This is a genomic window from Tenacibaculum amylolyticum (assembly GCF_964511145.1).
GTDB classification, from domain to species: Bacteria; Bacteroidota; Bacteroidia; order Flavobacteriales; family Flavobacteriaceae; genus Polaribacter; species Polaribacter amylolyticum.
In genome coordinates this window covers 191,224-212,417 of the sequence record NZ_CAZEFZ010000070.1, presented here as the reverse complement: position 1 = coordinate 212,417, position 21,194 = coordinate 191,224, and the positions used below count along the sequence as shown (strand labels likewise).

Sequence of the window (21,194 nt, the reverse complement as noted above, 5' to 3'; positions counted from 1 at the left end):
AAAACAGATTGCTTCGTTCCTCGCAATGACGCAGAGTTATGTCATTCTGAACTTAGTGAAGAATCTATCGCTAACAGAACACTCTATACAATAGATCCTTTGATTCCTAAGAATGGTATTATTACACTACAGACATTGCCTCCACCTTTAATTCAGCACCTACGTATACTATTATATCATTTTCTTTAACATCTTGTGGTGTTACTTCCGCTAAGATCTTTATATCTTCATTCGATTTTAAGAATAAAGGAATGCAGTTATCAAGTACTTTAATAGCTTCCATTTTTTGCAGGTAATCTTCTGTAGAAGCTACTTTTAATTCATTCATTTTCGGATAATCTCTAATGGTTTCTGTTACATTAATGTAATCATCATTCGCAGTAAATAGAATATCTGAGTTTTCTGGATTCTTTGTAGTAACTTCTCGCGATGTTGCTAATCTATACGCTCCTAATTCTCCAAAAATAGGTGAAAAACGTTCTAAGGCATATTTGTTAATCACATCACTACCTGTCATAGCAATTAAATATCCAACATCATTCAGTTCTACATTATCATCTAGATTATCGTTGTAAATATCAATATGAAAAGCCTCTATTCCTTCCTCTTTACTATCGTTTACATAATCTTTATTGCTATCTAATAAAATAACACGTCGGTTATTATTAATTAAGTATTTCGCAATTAATCGTGCAGATTTCGATGCTCCTACAAACACAATAGCTTCAGATTTCTTTAAGAATACACCAATCATTTTGGCTAACATTCTTGCGGTTGTTGCATTTAATAAAACTGTTCCTAACACTACCATAAATACTAATGGCGTAATGTATTCTGCTCCTTCTATACCCTGCATTTTTAAGCGCGTTCCGAATAACGAAGCAATACCTGCAGCTACAATTCCTCGTGGCCCTACCCAACTAATAAAAATCTTCTCATTTAGTTTTAACGTCGATTTATGGGTACTGATAAATACGCCTAACGGACGTACCAAGAACACTACTAGTCCGAATAATACAATAGTTCTCCAGTTGAATATCAATCGTAATTCCGACATATTCATGTTTGCAGCTAGCAGAATAAATAATATTGAGATGAGTAATACCGTTAGCGACTCTTTAAAGTATAATAACTCATCAAAACTCTTTAGCTTACTATTAGCTATTACCATTCCCATTACTACTACTGCTAATAACCCTGATTCATGTGCCAATAAATCTGACAATACAAACACTAACAGTACCATAGATAGTGAAACTACATTCAATAAATAATGTGGCACAAACTTTCTATTAATAAAGAAGATCAATGCCTTTGCAAAAACAAATCCTAAAGTAGTTCCGAATAAAATAATTTTAAAGAACTCCATTAATGCTGTTTGTGTAAAACCACCTTCTCCTCCAACGCTAATAAACTCAAATACCAATACCGCTACTAAAGCTCCAATAGGATCAATTAAGATTCCTTCCCATTTTAAAACGGCTGCTACATCTTTTTTAAGCGGTATATTTCTTAGAATTGGTGAAATTACAGTAGGTCCTGTTACGATAATTAACGATGAAAATAACAACGACATTTCCCAGCCTAAGTTGAAAATATAGTGAGCAAAAACTCCAGCCCCAAAAAAGGTAACTACAGAACCTAAGGTAATTAATTTGGTAATTACTGGCCCTACATTGTTTATCTCGCTTTTCTTTAAGGTTAATCCACCTTCAAAAAGAATAATACTTATGGCTAGCGATACAAAATAAAAGAGCCCTTCTCCTGGAAACAATCCTTTTTCTCCGTTCCAAATAGGTTCTATCCATTTGCTTCCGTTCTCGCTAAAATATTCTGCTGCAATAGGCCCTACCAATAATCCTATAAGTATTAAAGGTAAAATTGCTGGAATCTTAAATTTCCAAGCAACCCATTGTGCTAAAATTCCTAAAATAATAATGCCTGCTAATTCTAACATTCGTAACCGTTTTGTGTAAAAGTAAGTTTTTTTATACTATCATAAAACTTTATATTGTGAGTTTTTAAATAGATAAAATTTGACCAAAAAAATCTTGATTGGTTTGGCTTTTTCCCCAAATTTAAAAGCTAACCTTTTTGAAGCCATTAGAACTGCAAATATGTTTGATGCTGAGTTAGTTGCAGTGCATGTAGGAAAGAAAGATTCAAAAAAAGAACAAAATTTACACACTGTTTTAGAAGAAGCACCAGCAATACAAAATACCTTTACTACCGTATGGAAAGAAGGAAATCCTGTAGATATTATTCTTGATACTTGCGTAAAAGAACAAATTGATTTGCTGATTATTGGTGCTTTACAAAAAGAGAATCTCTACAAATACTACGTAGGTTCTATTGCAAGAAAACTGACTCGTAAAGCTCCTTGTTCTGTACTTTTATTAATAAAACCTTCTGTAGAAAGAGTGCCTTGTAAACATATTGTTGTAAATGGCTTACAAGACGATTCTACGCCAGATACTATTGCCTATGCTTTTAATGTTGCACATAGTTTAGATTGTAAACGTGTTACTATTGTTGAAGAAATTAGCCAAGATACTGTAGCTATTAAAGTAAGCGATGACAAAACATTAAAAGAATGTACACTAAACAAGGAACGTATTGAAAAGCGTGAAGATTTACGTGTAAAGAGCATCTTAAACAATATAGACACCAACGATATTAAGGTAAAAACACAAAGTATCTTTGGGCGTCGTGGGTATTCCATTGGCCACTATGCAAGAGTAAAAAGGGCAGATTTATTAATTATGAATAAGCCTAAAAAGACGAGGCTTGTAGATCGTATTTTCCCACACGATCTGGAATACATTTTATCGGAACTTCCTACCGATGTTTTAATTGCAAAATAGTATGACTAAAAAAAATAAATTTCAAAGTTTTGTGAGTGAACTACCACAAAACTTATTTTCTGGATTTGTAGTTTCTTTAATTGCACTTCCACTTGGTTTAGGATTGGCCTTAGCTAGTGGTGCTCCTCCAATTTCTGGTATTATTGCTGCTATTATTGGTGGTAGTGTGGTAGCCTTAATTGGTGGATCGCAAGTAACTATAACTGGGCCAGGAAATGGTTTGGTAGTAGTTATTTTAGGCGCTATTACTACCTTAGGAGCTGGCGATATGCAACAAGGTTTTTTATACACCTTAGCTGCCATTGTTCTTTCTGGAGCCATTATGGTTATTCTAGGTTTTTTACGAATGGGATCGTTGGGCGATTTCTTTCCTGCTTCTGCCATACAAGGAATGTTAGCTGCTATTGGAATTGGAATTTTTGCCAAGCAGTTTCATGTAATGTTAGGAAATACCAATGCTAAAGGAAGTATTATTGAACTAATGCTTCAAGTTCCTGAAGGTATTATAAATTACACTACTACCAATAGTGCTAGTGTATTTTGGGCTGGTATGATAGGAATTATCAGTTTGCTCATTATGGTGTTTTATAGTAAAATCAGAAACAAATACTTTCAGCTAATTCCTGCTCCTATGTGGATTGTCGTGCTCTGCATTGGTTTGTATTATTATTTCGATTTCTTTTCTGCTTCAGAATATCCAATAGCAAAGAGTTTACTAATTAATTTACCAGATGATGTATTGGCTAGTTTTGCCTTTCCAGATTTTGGAAAAGTGAATGACTTAGAATTTATAAGTGCGGTAATTTCTATTACTTTAATTGCTAGTATAGAGAGTTTATTAAGTATTAAAGCCGTAGATAAATTAGATCCTTTAAAAAGACGCTCTAATATTAATAAAGACATTCGTGCGTTAGGTTTTGCAACGATTATTAGTGGGTTTTTAGGTGGTTTAAATGTAGTAACTGTAATTGCCAGAAGTTCTGTAAATGTAAATAACAACGGAAGTAATCGTTCTGCTAACTTTTTTCACGCTTCGTTTTTAGTAGTGTTTATTTTATTGTTTGCTACTGAGCTTCGTAAAATTCCGTTATCTGCACTTGCTGCTATTTTGGTGTATACAGGATATAAATTAGCTTCTCCAGAAAATATTCAAAAAGTATTTAAAATTGGAAAAGAGCAATTAGCCATCTTTTTAATTACTTTATTTACTACAATTGCTACCAATTTAATTACCGGAATTGCAGTTGGTATTTTGGCAACATTTGTAGCGCATGTTATTATTAGTAAAGACATATTTCTTTTCATTACCAATTTATTCAAGCCTAATGTATTAATGTTTAAAGAAGATGGAAAGTACTATGTAAGTGTAAAGAACTTTTCTAGCTTTTTAAATTATACAAAGTTAAAAACGAAATTAGATCAGATTCCTGAGAGTTGTGATGCTATTATCGATTTTTCTTTGTCTGATTTTGTAGATCATTCTGTGTTAGAAAACCTAAATGATTATGCCGAGAGTTTTAAGAGAAAAGGCGGCTTTTTTGAAATTGTTGGTCTCGACAATCACAATGCTGGAAGTGAACACCCATTTGCTTTACGAAAAAATGCAGGTTTTCATATTCCTTCTCCCACAACAACTACGATTAATCTTACCAAAAGACAAAAGGCATTACAAAATGTTGCTAAGGAGTTACATTGGGAATACGAACCTAATAGAAATGTAGAGAGTCTTATTGAGCTTCCTGATTTTGGTTATTTTAAAACCAAAAAAATAAAAAAGGTTTCGAATATTTTATCAAACGATCGTTGCGAGTTGTTTGATGTAGTATTTCATGAAGGTGAATTATTTGCCAAACAAATCGTGAAAACAACAATGTTATATATCGATATAGAAGCACCAATTCCTGCTTTTACATTAGACAAAGAGGGAATTTTCGAATATATTTATCATTTTGCTGGTTTTAAAGATATTAATATTGATGAGCATCCCGATTTTTCAAAACGTTTTTATCTTTCTGGAAAAGATACTGAAGCAATTAAAAACTTATTCTCTAATGAGTTAATTTTGTTTTTTGAAAGCAATCAGTATTATCATATCGAAGCGAATAATCATGGTTTACTAATTATTGGTAGAGAACGATTGGCTGGAATTAAAGAAATAAAAGCCTTAGTTGATTACGGAACACGATTAAGACCTTTACTTTGCAATCAATATGAAACTGTTGCGCCTTTACTATAAATAATATCTAAATACATACTAGTTGATAGCATTACCTAACATACCAACCCATAAAATAGCGATTAAAGTAAAGCCTATGGCTGAAAATTTAATTAGAAAAGGACATCCTTGGGTTTTTGAGAATAGTATTGTAAAACAGAATAAAGAAGGAAAGTCGGGTGATTTAGCGGTTATTTTTGACACTAAAAACAATAAGTTTTTAGCCTGTGGGTTTTATGATCCTTTCTCTCCTATTCGAATTAAAATATTACAAGCAAATACATCTGCAACAATTAATGCAGAATGGTTTGCTTCTAAAATTGAAGCTGCGTATCAAAAGAGAATTCCTTTACTTCAAACAGACACCAATAGTTACCGACTTATTTATGGGGAAAATGACGGACTTCCTTCCTTAGTTGCTGATGTATATGACAATGTATTAGTAGTAAAACTATATGCTTCGTTTTGGTTTGCGTATTTAAAAGATATTTTACCTAAGCTTATTGCTACTAGTAAAGCTACTACTACCGTATTACGATTAAGTAGAAATGTACAAAAGGAACAACATACAGATTTTAAAGACGGGCAAATTTTAGACGGTACGTTAGAAAATGAAGTTATTGTTTTTAAAGAACATGGTGTTAACTTTTCTGCCAATGTTATTCATGGACACAAAACAGGCTATTTTTTAGATCATAGAGCAAATCGTAAAAAGGTTGGTGAGTTAGCGAAAGGAAAAACAGTATTAGACGTTTTTTCGTATGCTGGAGGTTTTTCTGTACATGCTTTAGCTGGAGGAGCTACTGAAGTTGAAAGCTTAGATATTAGTAAACCTGCTTTAGAAATTGCCAAGAATAATGCAAAGTTAAATCCTTATACTGGAAAACATACTACTATCGCTGGCGATGCTTTTATTGAATTACAAAAGTTAGTAGATAAAAAAACGAAGTTTGATATAGTCGTTATCGATCCGCCTTCTTTTGCTAAGAATGCTGCTGAAGTTGACAAAGCTATTGCTGGTTACCGAAAGCTTGCAAAGCTAGGGTATAAACTAGTTAAAAAAGGTGGTACGCTTGTATTAGCTTCTTGTAGTTCTCGTGTTACTTCTGATGACTTTTTTATGACTGTAGAAGAAACACTACGAAGAAACGGTGCTAGATATAAAGTACTTGAAAAAACATTACACGATATAGATCATCCTATTGGTTTTAAAGAAGGTGCTTATTTAAAGTGTGTGTATCTTCAAATTGATTAAAGTTATTGAATATATCTCAATCTTAGTTTTAGTTTGGTTTTATTCCAATACTAAATAAAATAAAAAACGACCTCCTAATCAAAAAAATAAAAATCAAGTAAGCAGTAGTGGCTGAAAGATGAAAAGCTGTTTGAGCGATAGCGAGTTCTTTTCATCAAAGGAAGGTTCCGTAGTATTTTATTTTTTTGATTAGAAGTCTTGATTTTTGTTTCTTTTTATCAAGAAAAAGAAAAAGCATTACAATAACTATACTATAAAAGTTAATACTTCTCAAATAAATTATCTAAAGAAACTACTTAATATAAATTCTACTTATGAAGATTTATAAGAGACTCGATAAATCATTTTTTTAAGTCATTACGAAGCCTAAAAAACTAAAAAGTAATCTTAACTTTATGTAATAAAGATTGCCACAAAACTCCATTTTATTCCGTTTTTCGCAATGACGTTCTTAATTAATAATATCGAGCTCATCCTAACTAAAAACGTATTCAATAACTAAATTTACTATAGTAATAATTTTACTCCACAATCAAAACCCTTTTTTCTTCATTCCCTAAATTATCAATTACAGCAATGATATGTTCTCCTATTTCAGGTTTTAGAGCAATTTCATGATATTCTTCTGTTTCTTTGATAAAAGTATCGTCTAAATACCAAAAAATGCTCGCTGTAGGATCTGCATGTGTTAGTTTTAAAATTACAGGATTTACTTCTCCATTTGTTCCCTTGGTTAAAGAAATTGTTGATTTATATTTTGTTGGAAATACAAAGTCTATTACATTTTCTCCTACAGGCACACAACCATTTTTGAAAGGAGGTAATTTTCGGTAATTTGGATTTCGCTGTTTGTAATAATAAGCGACTAGAGGCGGCAATACAAAATAAGTTTTTGCCGTAATATTTTCTATAGCTTCACAATTGGAATTAACTCTATACGTTTCATTTTTGTCCATTAACACTTCTATATGATATGGACAAGGAGTTGCTCTGACTCCATTTTTAGTTACTTGTTTTGTTTCTGAAGGACAAATAGGTAATGCAATATAACCACTCTCTGAACAAACTGCTACAGCTTCTTCATCTTCATACGGTTCTAAAAACCATTCCGATTTTGGTAAAATATCAAACACAGAAAACATTAATGGAGATGCACTTCCCACACCTGTTACATCGGGTCTTCCTTCTCCATCTGAATTTCCTACCCACACGCCTACTACATAATTCGCTGTAGCTCCTATTGCCCAAGCATCTTTGTTTCCAAAACTAGTTCCTGTTTTCCAAGCTATTTTTTGTGAAGAATCGTAATATTTCCACGCTTGGTCTGTAAGCGGCCTGTTTACTTCTGTTAATGCATTTAATGTAAGATAAGCTGCTCCTGCATCTATATAATTAGTCTGAGCTGTGACTTTTCCAAAATTCACTACTTCATCAAATAGATAACTAGGATTTTGAAATTCTTTAGTATAATAACGATGTTTTACTGTTTCAAAATGATTTACGGTTCCTGCATAACCTGCAAACAATTTACATAAATCCCACAAACTTGCTTCTGCTCCTCCTAAAATTAAGGACAGTCCGTAATGATCTGCCGATTTATTAATATGCTTAATATCGTATTCTCTTAAGTTCTCTCGAAACTTCTCTAGTCCGTACCGTTGTAACATTCTTACTGCAGGAATATTTAACGATCTAGTTAATGCTTCATTCGCAGGCACTGCTCCATCGTAAGATAAATCGAAGTTCTTGGGCGTATATCCAGCAATTTCTGTAGGAATATCTTTTACCAATTGACTAGGCAGTAACTCTCCTGATTCTAGCATATGCGCATACAAAAACGGTTTTAAAGTACTTCCTGTACTTCTGGGAGCTACTACATTATTTACATCTTTTTGATGTTTACTTGTTGTTGGAGCATTCCCTATATAAGCAACTACTTTCCTTGTGTGTACATCTAATACCAAAACAGCTAAGTTATGTACTTCATTTTGTCGCATGAGTTCATAATGTTGTTTTGCTAACATATATACTTGCTGTTGTATATTTCTTTGTATTGAACTATGAATTTTCTTCCCTTCATGTTCTTTTTTTACTTCTTGCACAAAGTGCGAAGCAAATGAAGGTAATTTATAAGGACTTTGAGGTAATTCTTCTTCAATAGCTAATTCATAAGTAAGATTGTCTATAATAGCTTTATCATATAGTTTTTTAAGTAATCTATTTCGTTTCTTCTTTAATTGTTCCTGATTTTTTCCTGGATAAATTAAAGAAGGGGCATTAGGTAATACTGCCAAAGTTGCACTCTCTGCCCAAGAAAGTTGATTGGGTTGCAATCCGTAATATCGCCAAGCAGCCATTTCTAAACCTACTACATTTCCTCCAAAAGGTGCATGCGATGCATATAATCGTAATATTCTTTCTTTAGAATAACGAAATTCTAAACGGGTAGCCAATACCAATTCCTTAAACTTTTCGAAATAGGTTCTTTGTTTGTTTTTTCTAGATAATCGTATAACCTGTTGCGTAATAGTACTACCTCCTCGTACAATTCTATTGGCTTTTCTATTTTCTAAAAATGCTTTTCCTATAGAAACAGGGTTGAATCCAAAATGTTTATAAAAATGTGCATCTTCAAATTGTAAAATACATTGCTTAAACTTATAAGGAACTGAGTCTAATTCTGGAAAACGCCATTGTCCGTCTGAAGCAATCGTAGCTCCTAATAATTCGTTATTACTAGCCGTTACTACTGTAGATGTAGGATCGTTAAATAACTGTTTAGGTAATGAAAAGTAATAAACAATCAGAAGAATACTAATTACAATAGTTTTCTTTGGGTGTTTTTTAAAAAGATTCCACAATACTTTCATTTACAATTTATTTCAAGCTTTCATTTCTAGCTCTAAAATACTGTTATACAATCGTAATTCTAACTTTTTTTGTTTTCAATCTCGTATTATTCAAGCTTTGCACTAATCTCTTTGCTTCTGAAACTGGTACTGCTATAAAAGCACAATCTTGTTTTAATTCAATAACTCCTAATTGATCTTTCGTTAAATTCCCTTTCTTAAAAAATAATCCTGCTATATCTCCTTTAGAGATTTTATCTTTTCTGCCTCCAGATATAAACAATGTTTCCCAATAACGAGATTTTATCGTTGTTTTCTCAGAGATATTTGCATTACTTGTTTTCTTAATAAACGCTGGTAATTGTTCTTTTTGCCATCTTAAAACATAAGCAGTTCCTTTAGCATTTACTCTTGCCGTTCTACCATTTCTATGCGTAAATTCCTCTATTCGTTGTGGTAATTCATAATGAATAATATAATTCAATTCTGGTATATCAATTCCTCTAGCAGCTAAATCAGTTGCTAATAATACTTGACTTGTTCCATTCCTAAATTTTATCAAAGAACGTTCTCTATCTCGCTGCTCTATACCTCCATAAAAATTACTGTGTGCGATCTTATTCTTAGTTAAAAAATTACTCACATATTGAATGCTATCTTTTAAGTTACAGAAAATAATTCCTTGTTTGTTTCCTATATGATGTAATAATTCCAGTAAAGTTTCATTTTTATTTTTTGAAGGTGAGACTACTGTTTTTATTGCTAATTTTTTAGATTTCTTACCTGTTAAATAATTCAATATTGTTGGATTATCTAAACGTACAAAGCTTGGAATTTCTGCTTCTTGTGTTGCAGAAGTTAAGATACGTTTATTAATACTTGGTAATTGCTTGATAATCCCTTTCATTTCGTATTCAAAACCAACTTCTAATGATTTATCAAATTCATCTAGAATTAATGTTTTAATACTATTCTTAGAAAAACGATTGTTTGCAAAATGATCTGCAATTCTACCTGGGGTTCCTATTAAAATACTTGGTGTATGTTTTAATTCGGTTTTATCTTTTGCCATTGCTCTTCCACCATATACTGCATTTACTTTTAATCCAGTTCCCATTTCTCGAATTACTTGCTCTATTTGAATAGCCAACTCTCTAGAGGGTGCCAAAATCAATACTTGGACTTCTTTATTCTCTGGATCGATTAATTTTAATGTTGGTAATAAAAAAGCTAATGTTTTTCCTGTTCCTGTTGGAGAAAGAATTATTGTATTGGTAGTTATATCTACAGTTGCAAGAGCTTCTTTCTGCATTTCATTTAACTCATTGATATTTAATTTTGCTAAAATGTCTTCCTGTGTCTTAATTGTATTTCCCATAAATATCTTTGAAGTTACTATTTAATTCACTGCCAAAGATAACGAGGCTTTTATAAGTATAGAAGTAAAATAACAACTATAAGACATTATTTAAACTAGGTACATAAGAGTAAGACTTAAAACGTCTTTTTTTTCTTTCAGTTTACTCCTCTACTCAACCTCATTTATTAACGTTTTTCTAACATAACGCTAATTTATAGCTAATGTTAGTTTTTCGCTGACTTCCTAGTTTCGCGCCACTAATTAATCAATCATTAAAATTAATAATTATGAAACTTTTTAAACTAAACTATTACGTAAAGTTATTTTTACTAGGATTATTTGTTACTACTTCTTTCAATGCCTGTCAAGACAGTGAAATCATTTCTAATAATCCTGATTCTGTAATTTCTATCGATGAAATTCAATCTGGTAAAGAAGATTTTAATCCTGTTGCTAATAGAGGCGGTTCTTCTTTTTTAATTGCTCATGAAAATTGTGGTGGACATACAATTGAGCGTCATATTAATAAATCAGATGCTTATTTACGTAATCGTTTAAATACAAGTGGTATTAGTGCTGCCAGTACTTTTTATGAATTAAATCAAGCTGGACAAGTTATTTACAATGCTATTAACAACAATAGTAGTCGTGTAAATAGTTGGTTAAATGGCAGCGGCGGACACCGATTGGTATTAACCTACACACATCGTAGAGCTATTGGAAAAGTGTTAAGAAGAGGCGCTTCATCACCTAGTAGTTCTAGCAGATTTAAAGTTGTTTTAGAAAGAAGAGGATGCTCTGGTTATGCTTATAAAATTCTTACAGCATATCCTTACTAATCACGACAAAATAAATTATAGCTTCAAGTAGCTTTAAACACTCTAAAAGTTCTTATTTTTAGAGTGTTTTTTAACCTTTATAATCTATGGATTTACAAGAAACACATCCCTTACTTTTTGATTTTTTTGCTGGATATTTTCCTGATGCTGATTTAGATGGTTTAACCGATAAAGAAGTTGTTTTTCGATTTATGGAACAAAATACTCCTGAAATTGTTTCGGAAACGCAAAACGCATTAACTACCTTAAACAATGACCCAATTGTATTACAAAATATTGCTGATGAAGCCAATCGATATTTTGAGTCTTCTGAGGAAATAATGAAATGGTTAGAAATGATTAAAGAAACTTTTAACACCAACCTTTAATATAAAAAGCATATATTTACATCCAGAAGAAAATACGTAAATTCTTTATTTACACATTCGTTTTCCATCATTAAGGAAGAAAATTGGGAAAATGGATGCTTTTCTTACGGAAAATCTCCGTATACCTTAATTACGAAAGTAAAGGTGTACGGAGATTTTTTTATACACCTATACTTTACAATTTCATATTAATTATTAAAATTTTAAACCATGAAAAAAGTACTTATTGGTATTGGTGTATTCCTACTCTTAATTGTTATTGGAATATTTTTTCTTTTCCCACAAATCTTATTCATTTTTCCATTTACTCAAAAATGGGCTTTAGAGTTAGAAGGAGAACAAGCTGCCACATTCTATTTTAAAAATGAAGCTAAAGATAGCTTGTACATGAAAGGTGTTATTTACAGCAATACCTACAATGAACTTACTAAAGTATTACAAGAAAACTCTAGTATTACCACACTAGTTATGGAAGAAGTTCCTGGCTCTATAGACGATGAAGTTAATTTAATAGCTTCTAAAGAAATCAGAAAACATAACTTAAACACTTACATTCCAAATAATGGTTGGGTTGCTTCTGGAGGAACCGATATGTTTTTAGCTGGTGTACAAAGAAATATTGCTTTAAATGCTAGATTAGGAGTGCATTCTTGGGCTGGACTCGATAAAGTTGCTAAAGATTTCCCAAAGGATGCCGAAGAACATAAGAAATACTTGAACTACTATAAAGAAATGGATATTCCTACCGATTTTTATTGGTATACCTTAGATGCTGCTCCTGCAGAGAGTATTCATTGGATGACTCCATTAGAAATTAATAAATATGATGTTGTAACTCCTACGTTAGATTTAAGTGAGTTATTAGCTACACAAAAACAATTAGCTTCAGATGAATTTGCAGGAAGAGCGGTTGGGAAAAATCAAAAAGCACAAAAACTTATTCGTAATCGTTTTCAGCAAATAGGCTTACAATCTTTTTCTGAAAACTACGAGCAACCTTTTACCTTTCAAAACGAAAAAACGAAACGTACTGTAAACGCTACCAATTTAATTGGCTATATAAAAGGGAAAAAATATCCAAATCATTATATCGTAATTGGCGCTCATTATGACCATGTAGGTATTATAAAAGATACCATTTACAATGGTGCAGACGATAATGCTTCAGGTACCTCTGCCCTACTTACATTAGCTAAATATTTTAGTAAAAAAATACCAGATCATTCTATCATTTTTGCTGCTTTTGATGCTGAAGAATCTGGATTATGGGGATCTAAATATTTTGTCGATAATCCGCCTGTTTCTTTAAAAGATATTCAATTAAATATTAACTTTGATATGATCAGTAGAAATCCTAAAAACGAGATTTATGCTGTAGGAACATATCAGTATCCTAAATTTAAAGTAGCCATCGATAGCGTAGCGAAATATGTTCCGTTTTTGCAAGTTTCTTTTGGTCATGACAATCCAAATGATACCACTAAAGACTTCTGGATGCGTTCTTCAGACAATGGGCCTTTCTTTGAAAAGAACATTCCTAATATTACTTTTAGTGAAGAAGATCATCCTGGATATCATCATCATTCAGATGATTTTGAGAATACCAATCCTGAGTTTTATAAAAACGTGGTCATTTTAATAAAAAATACCATTCAACAAATAGATCAAAACATTTTAGACTAATCACAAATGATTACTGCTAATTCAATAGAACAAGCATATCAACGTATTCAGCCTGATATTATTAAAACGCCTTTGGTTTACTCACAGGAATTAAGTAAGATCTCTGGCGCTAATGTCTACTTGAAAATGGAGCATTTACAACAAACAGGCTCATTTAAGATTCGTGGTGTACTGAATAAACTTTCTGATTTAGATACAGAAGCTTATCAAAAAACATTTGTGGCTTCTTCTACAGGAAATCATGCTGCTGCATTTTGTTTTGCTGCTGAGAAGTTCGGGTTTCAAGGTGTTTTATTTTTACCTAAAAATATAACTGATGCCAAATTAAATGCTATTACTTCTCCTAAAGTAAAAAAGGTATTATTTGGGAATAATAGTGTAGAAGCTGAACACAAAGCTACAATGTATGCTAAAGAAATAGATGGAATACTCGTACATCCATATAATGATCTTAAAATTATTGAAGGTCAAGGTACATTAGGAGCAGAAATAGCAACACAACTTCCTAATATAGACGTTGTATTGGCTCCTGTAGGTGGCGGTGGACTTATTTCTGGGTTGAGTATTTATTTTGCTGAAAAGAACACTTCTGTTATAGGTTGTCAACCTGAGAATGCTTCAGAAATGTATGAATCTATTATAAAAAATGAGATTGTTCCTCCAAGTGAACTAAAAACCGTGGCAGATGCAGCGGCTGGTGGTGTAGAAAAAGATGCTGCTACCTTTCATATTTGTAAGCAATACCTAAATGGTTTCGAAATTCTTACTGAAGAAGCCATCAAAAAAGCCGTAGCTCTTTTAATGAAACATCATCAAATTATTGTGGAAGCTACAGCTGCTTTACCTGTAGCTGCTTTATTAAATAGTTCAAATTATAAAGACAAAAATGTGGTATTAGTTCTCACTGGAAAGAAAATAGATAAAAACTTATTTAAAGAAATACAAAATACTTATGACTACTGTAATTAACTTAGAAACTATTACATCAATTGTTAAAGATATTGATGTAGTTACTGCAATGGAACAAGGGTTTATTGCCTATAGTAATAACCAAACTGTTGTTCCTCCTGTTGGTGAATTGTTATTTGAAAAACCAAAAGGAGATGCACATATTAAATACGGGTACATTAAAGACAATGCTTATTATGTTATTAAAATAGCTTCTGGTTTTTACGAAAATGCGAAACTTGGTATTCCTTCTAGTCAAGGATTAATGCTAGTATTCGATCAAAAAACTGGAGTTCCTAAATGTGTGTTATTAGATGAAGGTTTTTTAACAGATATTCGTACCGCAGCTGCTGGTGCTCTAGCTGCTAAATACTTTGCTCCTAAAAATGTAAAAGGTATTGGAATTATAGGAACAGGAATTCAAGCAAGGTTACAACTAGAATATTTACTACAACAAACTTCATGTAAAGAAATTTGGGTTTGGGGACGTAATACGGAAAATGCAAAAGCATTTGCTAAAAATTTCTCAAACGACATTCATATTCATATAGCTCAAACTACACAGGAAGTAGCACAACACACTAACCTAATTGTTACCACTACTCCAGCTGAAGCTCCTCTTTTAAAAGCCGAAGATATTCAACCAGGAACTCATATAACTGCCGTTGGTTCAGATACGCATTTGAAACAGGAATTAGACAGTTTAATACTAAAAAAAGCAGCGATTGTTGTTGCTGATAGTTTACCACAAAGTAAAAGTAGAGGAGAAATTTTTAGAGCTGTACAAAACGATGCTATTACTGAAGATACTGTGATAGAATTGGGAAATGCCATTCAGAATAAAGCTTTACAACGAACTAATGATGAACAAATTACTGTAGTAGATTTAACAGGGGTAGCTGTGCAAGATATAATGATTGCTACTGCAGTATACAATACTTATTTACAAACAAAATAACAATATTAATTATGAAAAGAACTATATATTATTTCGCCATATTTTTCACGTGTTTTTCATACGCACAAAACACAAAAACAGAAAATATCTTAACTCTTTTTGATAGTAATAAAGATGGTGTTTTAAATCCATATGAAGCATTAGATGTACTACTTACATTAGAAAAAGAAAAAGGTAAAAAACTTTCAATTGAAGCTTTAAAAAAAGATTTATTAACTGCTAAAAGCGAGCAACAAAAAGAATTTAAAGAAGAGTTTCAAACAATGGATACCAATAAAGATGGCATTGTTCAGTTTTCTGAAGCAGATGAAGAAACTCTTAATTTCTTAGCTTTAATGGACACCAATAAAGATGATGCTGTTACAGAAGAAGAAATGTTCAACTTTGATCCAGAAAAAGCTTTTTTATTAGACGAAAAAGGAATTCAGGCTGAAGTTAATGCTATTTTCAAAGACTTGGGAACTGATGACTCTATTACGCTTAATGATGTTCCAAAAGAAGTTCAAGAACAGTTTGTTTCTATGGATCAGAATAAAGATGGAAAACTGACTAAAAAAGAACTCTTAGTATTTATGAGAGCTAATAATACTTCTGCTTATTTCAAAGTAAAAGGAAATGTAGCTTACATGAATGGTGTTATCTCTTCAAGTACTCCTGCACGAGTTTTAGAACTATTAAATAAACACCCTGAAGTAACAACTATCGAAATGGGAATTGTACCAGGTTCTATAGATGATGTTTCTAACCTAAGAGCTAGCTTATATGTGCACAAAGCAGGTTTAAATACTAGATTAACTCCAACGAGTATGATTGCTTCTGGTGGAACTGATTTTTTTCTTGCGGGTAAGAAAAGAACCGCTCCTAAAGGAGCTTCAATTGGAGTACATTCTTGGGGAGGTACAGTAGATGCTACAAAGCTTTCTAAAGATGATGAAGCTCATGAGAAATACTTACATTATTATAGAACTATAAACATTCCTGAAGACTTTTACTGGTATACACTAAAAGCAGCTCCAGCTAACGGAATGCATACAATGACAAACAAAGAAATTTCAAAATACAACGTTCAAAATTAAAAATAACTATGTTACAATATGTAAGCAACAAAGGAGGTGGAAAACCTGTAGATTTTGAAACAGCCATTTTAGATGGTTTTGCTGTAGATGGTGGATTGTATGTTCCTGAAACCTTACCTACATTTACTACAGAGCAACTTACTCAATGGAAAGATTTATCATATACCGAAATTGCCTTTGAAATTCTTTCTTTATTTATAGATCGATCGATTATTTCTGCTAAGGAATTAAAAGGAGTTTTACACGATGCTTATGCTCCTTTTGAAAAAGAAGAAATTATTCCTTTACATAAATTAACTTCCAGAAAGGAAACATACATCATGGAATTATTCTATGGTCCTACTATTTCTTTTAAAGATGTTGGTTTAGCTTTTTTAGTCAATTTAGTAAATTTCTTTTTAAAAAGACGTAACGAACGATTAACCTTAGTTGTAGCAACCACAGGAGACACAGGTCCAGCAACTGCTTACTTTGCTGCAGGAAAATCAAATTTAGATGCTTGGGTATTGTATCCTAAGGAACGAATTACGGAAGAACAGGAAAGACAAATGACCACATTACCGCATCATAATATTTATCCAGTAGGAGTTTCTAATTGTCCTGATGGTGGTGATGATTTAGATCTTGTAATTTCTAAAATGTATAAGGATACGGCTTTTAAAGAAAAGCTAAAACTATCTAGTGTAAACTCTATCAACTGGGGACGTGTACTAATGCAAACAGTTCATTATGTGTACGGATATCTTCAAGTGGTAGACTCTATAGGGGAAGAAATTAATGTATCTGTCCCTTCTGGTGGATTTGGTAATTTATGTGCAGGTTCTTTGGCAAGAAAAATGGGACTTCCTATTAAAAACTTTATCGTGGCTAACAATAGCAATGCTTGTTTACATAGAATTTTTTCTGAAGGTGTTTTTTCTAAAAAAGATATTATAGAAACACCTTCTTCTGCCATTGATATTTTAATTCCTTTTAACTTTTGGAGATACTTGTATTTCTGTGTAGATAAAGACGCACAAAAAATAAAAAACTGGATGGAGGAATTCCAACATTCTGGACTTGTAACATTCGATTCTGAAACATATAAATCATACAGTAAAGGATATCTTTCTAATAGTGCAACAGATGAAGAAACACTACAAATTATTAAAGAAATTTATACCAAAGAAGGATATTTGCTAGACCCACATGGAGCTGTTGCTGTATTAGCTGCAGATGCTGTAAAAAATCAATTAGGTAATGAAAAGTTAATTTGCTTAGATACAGCGCATCCTGCAAAGTTTCCGGAAGCTATAAAAACTGCTTTAGGAACTACGGAACTTCCTCTAGCTGCTACACATTATAGTATTGAAGCAGAAAGAAAACGATGCGAAAAAGTGTATTTGTGTAATTATAGCAATTTAAAAGAAGCATTGTTTGAAGTAATGGAAACAAATTGGGATTTAAAAAACAACTAACCTTTATGAGTTTATACACACATTTGAGTATTCAAGATATTGAAAATATATTAAGTACATTTTATACCATTCAAAATGTACAGGAAGTCATTCTTCTAAAGGGAGGCTCAGAGAATACAAACTACTTAGTAAAAACACAAGAGTTTTCATTTGTATTAACACTCTGCGAACAAAAAACAGTAGCAGAAGCAGAACGGCTTGCCTCTTTATTACAATACTTAAATGATAATGATTTCAAAACTTCTGAAGTAATTCATACATCTCAAGGGGATTTAATTACAACATTTAAGAATAAGCCTATTATTTTAAAATCATTTATTGAAGGAATCATTACAGAAGACTTATCTAATGATCAATTAGAAGAGCTTGGTAAAAAACTAGCACATTTACATCAAATAAAAGCTCCAGATTATATAACAGATACTTTAAATTTTGGAGTTAAGTATTTTGATAAAGTAAAAGTATATGCTGCTGGTTCTGATTTTGATAAATGGTTAACTCAAATTAAACTCGATGTATCTAAAACCTTTAGCGATAAACTTCCTAAAGCTCTTATACATAGTGATATTTTTTCTAGTAATATCATTGTAAATACAGCAGCAAATTCCACTACTATTATGGATTTTGAAGAAGCTTGTTACTATTATAGAGTTTTTGATATTGGAATGATGATCGTAGGAACTTGCAGTGCTAATAATGAAATTTCATTATCTAAAGCTACTCATATTTTAAAAGGATATCAGAAAATTACACCTTTATTAACTATTGAAAAAGAAGCTTTACAAATGAGTATTGTGTATGCTGCAGCTGCAACTTCTTATTGGAGACATCAAAATTTTAATTATGTAAAACCAAACCCAAAAAGGAAAGACGATTATATAGAAATGCAAAGACTTGCAGATTTTGCTCGTGCTATTCCAAAAGATGTATTTAATACTATCTTTAATTAATAGAAAAGGGACTAAAATTTAATTTTTAGTCCCTTTTTACTATTTAATTCTTTTGATATAGATTCTTATTCTTGGTCCAGCTAAGTATTGTTTCGTCTCTAACTGAAGATGGATTTTCTGGTACTGCTTTATAATATGGATCTCCAACATCGTAACCTACAGCAGTTAGTTTTGCTTCTCCGTTACTCATAATATCAATCTTAGTGTACCCAAAGAATTTTGCTGGACCAGGACTTCCTGCATTTCCTGCAATTACTTGGTATGTCCCTTTGTTTCCTGGTTGCATTCGTTGATAATCGTGTACGTGTGCAGATAACATTGCAGTAACTTTATTCTCTTCTAACTTAGGCCATAGAACAGGTCCTTCTGGAATTCCATGATGTCCTGTATGTGGTTTTCCATCTACATAATATGGTTTATGACCTAGTACAAAAATATGTTCTATAGCCGGATCATTTTTATAAGCTTCTACTTTAGTAATAATCCTATTTGTTGGTATTTGTCCTTCCAAACCATACGGATTTTCTTTTGTAGGAGCATTATAAGTATCTGTATTCATAACAATAAAACCAATATTTTTTCTTGTAAATGCAAAAGTCATTTGATTATTAATACTATCGTTTCCTGTAATATGGTCTCTATCTTTAGGCATAAAATCTGCCATATGTTTCATCCAAACTTGCGTAGCTCCTTTCAGCGGCCATTCATCATGATTTGGAACGTTATAATCATGCCAATACAACATTTCATGATTTCCTGGAACTGCTACGGTTTCAATATTCGATGTGCTTATTGGGCTGAAATCTGTGTTGTTATATAACTTTATCCAAGCCGCTAATTGATTATTAAGGTTTATTGTATCTGTTTCTGCCAATACCATATCTCCTAAAAAGAAAAATAGTTCTGGTTTGCGAGGTAAATTAGCCACTTCTGTCCAAATTCTTTTCATTGCAGATAAATTGGCTGTAGAAGCATTTGTTGCGGTTGTATCGTTTTGTTGATGTCTATCTACTCGATTGCATCCAAGAAATACAAAACTAAAAGTTATTGAATCTTGCTTTTGATAGGTTTCTTTTTCTGAATTAACTTTTTCACTTTCTTTTTTCTTAGAATTACAACTTACCATACAGCACGCTAGTAATAATAACAAAATGAGTTTTTTGGTTTTCATGATTTTCGGAGGGTTTAATGTTTTAATTAATTATGTTCTAAAATCTACTATTATAGGAGTTTTAGACGATGTTGGATTCATATATAATTCAGTTTCATCAACAAACTGAATCGTTAATAATACTTGCATCACATCGAATTTAAAAATTGCATCTAACTTTTCTTTAACCTCTTCTCGTTTTTTTTCAGATATTTTTTCACTTATGAGTAAGAATTGAATTGCTCCTTGTTGTGGAGGATGTAAGCTTAATTGAATTTGAAAACGATCTACATAATCGTATAACCAATTAAATTCATTTAAAAAGTAGGCTTCAGAATCTATAGAAAAAGAGGTAGTATCTCTAGATGTTAATATCAAAATTCTCTTTCCATCTTTATTTTCAATTCTTCCTATATCTCCCATTAAATATCGAAATACAGGGAATCGTTTCCTAAGTAAATTTGTAACAATTACTCTTCCATTTCCGTTTATATCTGCATTTTCTATTTCTACAATAATATCGTCTAATAACTCAAAACATATTTCTCCTCTACCATAATTTCCCCATGCCCAAATACCTGTTTCTGCTGAACCATACAATGAATAAATTTGAGTAGTTCCAAAAACTTTTTTGAACAATCTTGCATGAGAATCTAATAAAAACTCGCCTCCATAAATTATCTTATCAATTTTGAGAGTTAATTTATGTTTTAGAACATAAGTTGCTAATTGCGCTATTTTTGTTGGAGTTCCCATTGCCAAATTAGCTTTAAACTCTGTTGCTGTATGATACATAATTTCAAAAGAAGAAGATGCACTTAAAGATATTGTTGTTGCATTGCATCTTTCTAAAATATCATCTAAAATACCAGCAGAACGGTACATATCTTTATAACTAAATAGATTTAATGCAATTGTTGTAGGAGTAACCATTCCATATTTGACTAATGCGTTTGCCAATAATTCTCGTTGGTATAGATTTTCTTGGATATCTACAGGAAAAATTAATGGTTTTGCGGAAGAACCTCCTGAACGTACAAGATACACACCTTTATTTTCTTTTTGTAAATCGAAATTGCTATGTAATACTTTTCTTAAAGTATCTTTTGCTATTGGTAAAACATGAGTAGCAGAAGATTGATCACTGTAAAAATCTTTAAACAATGATGATGTTTTTACTACTTCAAAATGTGTTTTCAATTTTTCAGCTATCATATGCTTT

Annotated in this window: 16 protein-coding genes; 11 read left to right on the top strand and 5 right to left on the bottom strand. The window is 31.8% G+C overall.

Features of this window, described 5'->3' with window-relative positions:
- Window positions 1–121 precede the first annotated feature (121 nt).
- Complete coding sequence (locus tag ACKTTC_RS17165) at window positions 122–1,957, bottom strand: cation:proton antiporter (protein WP_408041086.1); 1,836 nt, start codon at window positions 1,955–1,957, stop codon at window positions 122–124.
- A 79-nt stretch (window positions 1,958–2,036) separates the two neighbouring features.
- Here ACKTTC_RS17165 and ACKTTC_RS17160 point away from each other — a divergent pair, with 79 nt between their 5' ends.
- From ACKTTC_RS17160 to ACKTTC_RS17150, 3 genes are read left to right on the top strand one after another with little or no spacing between them, the layout of a single operon-like run.
- On the top strand, window positions 2,037–2,864 hold the full coding sequence (locus ACKTTC_RS17160; protein WP_408041085.1) for a universal stress protein: 828 nt from the start codon (window positions 2,037–2,039) through the stop codon (window positions 2,862–2,864).
- 1 nt (window position 2,865) lies between these two features.
- Window positions 2,866–5,100, top strand: coding sequence for a SulP family inorganic anion transporter (locus ACKTTC_RS17155; protein WP_408041084.1), 2,235 nt, complete (start codon window positions 2,866–2,868; stop codon window positions 5,098–5,100).
- Between the two features lie 22 nt (window positions 5,101–5,122).
- Window positions 5,123–6,334, top strand: a complete 1,212-nt coding sequence (locus ACKTTC_RS17150) for a class I SAM-dependent rRNA methyltransferase (protein ID WP_408041083.1) — start codon at window positions 5,123–5,125, stop codon at window positions 6,332–6,334.
- 521 nt (window positions 6,335–6,855) lie between these two features.
- Here the strand turns inward: ACKTTC_RS17150 and pbpC are convergent.
- Both pbpC and ACKTTC_RS17140 read right to left on the bottom strand, forming a co-directional pair.
- Window positions 6,856–9,204, bottom strand: coding sequence for a penicillin-binding protein 1C (pbpC, locus tag ACKTTC_RS17145; RefSeq protein ID WP_408041082.1), 2,349 nt, complete (start codon window positions 9,202–9,204; stop codon window positions 6,856–6,858).
- 43 nt (window positions 9,205–9,247) lie between these two features.
- Window positions 9,248–10,561 (bottom strand): DEAD/DEAH box helicase, encoded by a 1,314-nt coding sequence (locus ACKTTC_RS17140; protein WP_408041081.1) that lies wholly within the window; start codon window positions 10,559–10,561, stop codon window positions 9,248–9,250.
- A 269-nt stretch (window positions 10,562–10,830) separates the two neighbouring features.
- Between ACKTTC_RS17140 and ACKTTC_RS17135 the strand changes: the two genes are divergently transcribed.
- From ACKTTC_RS17135 to ACKTTC_RS17100, 8 genes are all read left to right on the top strand, one after another.
- Complete coding sequence (locus tag ACKTTC_RS17135; protein ID WP_408041080.1) at window positions 10,831–11,382, top strand: RNase A-like domain-containing protein; 552 nt, start codon at window positions 10,831–10,833, stop codon at window positions 11,380–11,382.
- Between the two features lie 86 nt (window positions 11,383–11,468).
- The gene (locus ACKTTC_RS17130; RefSeq protein ID WP_408041079.1) at window positions 11,469–11,750 is read left to right on the top strand and encodes a hypothetical protein; all 282 of its coding nucleotides are present in this window, start codon (window positions 11,469–11,471) and stop codon (window positions 11,748–11,750) included.
- A gap of 210 nt (window positions 11,751–11,960) precedes the next feature.
- Window positions 11,961–13,433 (top strand): M28 family peptidase, encoded by a 1,473-nt coding sequence (locus tag ACKTTC_RS17125; protein WP_408041078.1) that lies wholly within the window; start codon window positions 11,961–11,963, stop codon window positions 13,431–13,433.
- A gap of 6 nt (window positions 13,434–13,439) precedes the next feature.
- Window positions 13,440–14,402 (top strand): pyridoxal-phosphate dependent enzyme, encoded by a 963-nt coding sequence (locus tag ACKTTC_RS17120; RefSeq protein WP_408041077.1) that lies wholly within the window; start codon window positions 13,440–13,442, stop codon window positions 14,400–14,402.
- Window positions 14,386–15,339, top strand: a complete 954-nt coding sequence (locus tag ACKTTC_RS17115) for an NAD(P)-binding domain-containing protein (protein ID WP_408041076.1) — start codon at window positions 14,386–14,388, stop codon at window positions 15,337–15,339. Before ACKTTC_RS17120 ends, ACKTTC_RS17115 begins: the two co-directional genes overlap by 17 nt.
- An 11-nt stretch (window positions 15,340–15,350) precedes the next feature.
- Complete coding sequence (locus ACKTTC_RS17110; protein WP_408041075.1) at window positions 15,351–16,415, top strand: hypothetical protein; 1,065 nt, start codon at window positions 15,351–15,353, stop codon at window positions 16,413–16,415.
- A gap of 8 nt (window positions 16,416–16,423) precedes the next feature.
- A complete protein-coding gene (gene thrC, locus ACKTTC_RS17105; protein ID WP_408041074.1) occupies window positions 16,424–17,872 on the top strand; it encodes a threonine synthase in 1,449 nt (482 codons plus the stop codon).
- A 5-nt stretch (window positions 17,873–17,877) separates the two neighbouring features.
- On the top strand, window positions 17,878–18,822 hold the full coding sequence (locus tag ACKTTC_RS17100) for a phosphotransferase (protein ID WP_408041073.1): 945 nt from the start codon (window positions 17,878–17,880) through the stop codon (window positions 18,820–18,822).
- A gap of 43 nt (window positions 18,823–18,865) precedes the next feature.
- On the opposite strand, the gene ACKTTC_RS17095 is transcribed toward ACKTTC_RS17100, so the two are convergent.
- Window positions 18,866–19,993 carry a metallophosphoesterase family protein gene (locus tag ACKTTC_RS17095; RefSeq protein WP_408041072.1) on the bottom strand — a complete coding sequence of 376 codons (1,128 nt, stop codon included), beginning with the start codon at window positions 19,991–19,993 and terminating at the stop codon, window positions 18,866–18,868.
- A 30-nt stretch (window positions 19,994–20,023) separates the two neighbouring features.
- The gene (locus ACKTTC_RS17090; protein WP_408041071.1) at window positions 20,024–21,187 is read right to left on the bottom strand and encodes a phenylacetate--CoA ligase family protein; all 1,164 of its coding nucleotides are present in this window, start codon (window positions 21,185–21,187) and stop codon (window positions 20,024–20,026) included.
- Window positions 21,188–21,194 lie beyond the last annotated feature (7 nt).

Bases quoted from the DNA above. Each gene is read 5' to 3' on its own strand.
- ACKTTC_RS17115 (WP_408041076.1), top strand. From the start codon at position 14,386: ATGACTACTGTAATTAACTTAGAAACTATTACATCAATTGTTAAAGAT.
- pbpC (WP_408041082.1), bottom strand. From the start codon at position 9,204: ATGAAAGTATTGTGGAATCTTTTTAAAAAACACCCAAAGAAAACTATT.
- ACKTTC_RS17140 (WP_408041081.1), bottom strand. From the start codon at position 10,561: ATGGGAAATACAATTAAGACACAGGAAGACATTTTAGCAAAATTAAAT.
- ACKTTC_RS17095 (WP_408041072.1), bottom strand. From the start codon at position 19,993: ATGAAAACCAAAAAACTCATTTTGTTATTATTACTAGCGTGCTGTATG.
- ACKTTC_RS17120 (WP_408041077.1), top strand. From the start codon at position 13,440: ATGATTACTGCTAATTCAATAGAACAAGCATATCAACGTATTCAGCCT.
- ACKTTC_RS17165 (WP_408041086.1), bottom strand. From the start codon at position 1,957: ATGTTAGAATTAGCAGGCATTATTATTTTAGGAATTTTAGCACAATGG.
- ACKTTC_RS17090 (WP_408041071.1), bottom strand. From the start codon at position 21,187: ATGATAGCTGAAAAATTGAAAACACATTTTGAAGTAGTAAAAACATCA.
- ACKTTC_RS17125 (WP_408041078.1), top strand. From the start codon at position 11,961: ATGAAAAAAGTACTTATTGGTATTGGTGTATTCCTACTCTTAATTGTT.
- ACKTTC_RS17130 (WP_408041079.1), top strand. From the start codon at position 11,469: ATGGATTTACAAGAAACACATCCCTTACTTTTTGATTTTTTTGCTGGA.
- ACKTTC_RS17100 (WP_408041073.1), top strand. From the start codon at position 17,878: ATGAGTTTATACACACATTTGAGTATTCAAGATATTGAAAATATATTA.
- ACKTTC_RS17110 (WP_408041075.1), top strand. From the start codon at position 15,351: ATGAAAAGAACTATATATTATTTCGCCATATTTTTCACGTGTTTTTCA.
- ACKTTC_RS17135 (WP_408041080.1), top strand. From the start codon at position 10,831: ATGAAACTTTTTAAACTAAACTATTACGTAAAGTTATTTTTACTAGGA.
- ACKTTC_RS17155 (WP_408041084.1), top strand. From the start codon at position 2,866: ATGACTAAAAAAAATAAATTTCAAAGTTTTGTGAGTGAACTACCACAA.
- thrC (WP_408041074.1), top strand. From the start codon at position 16,424: ATGTTACAATATGTAAGCAACAAAGGAGGTGGAAAACCTGTAGATTTT.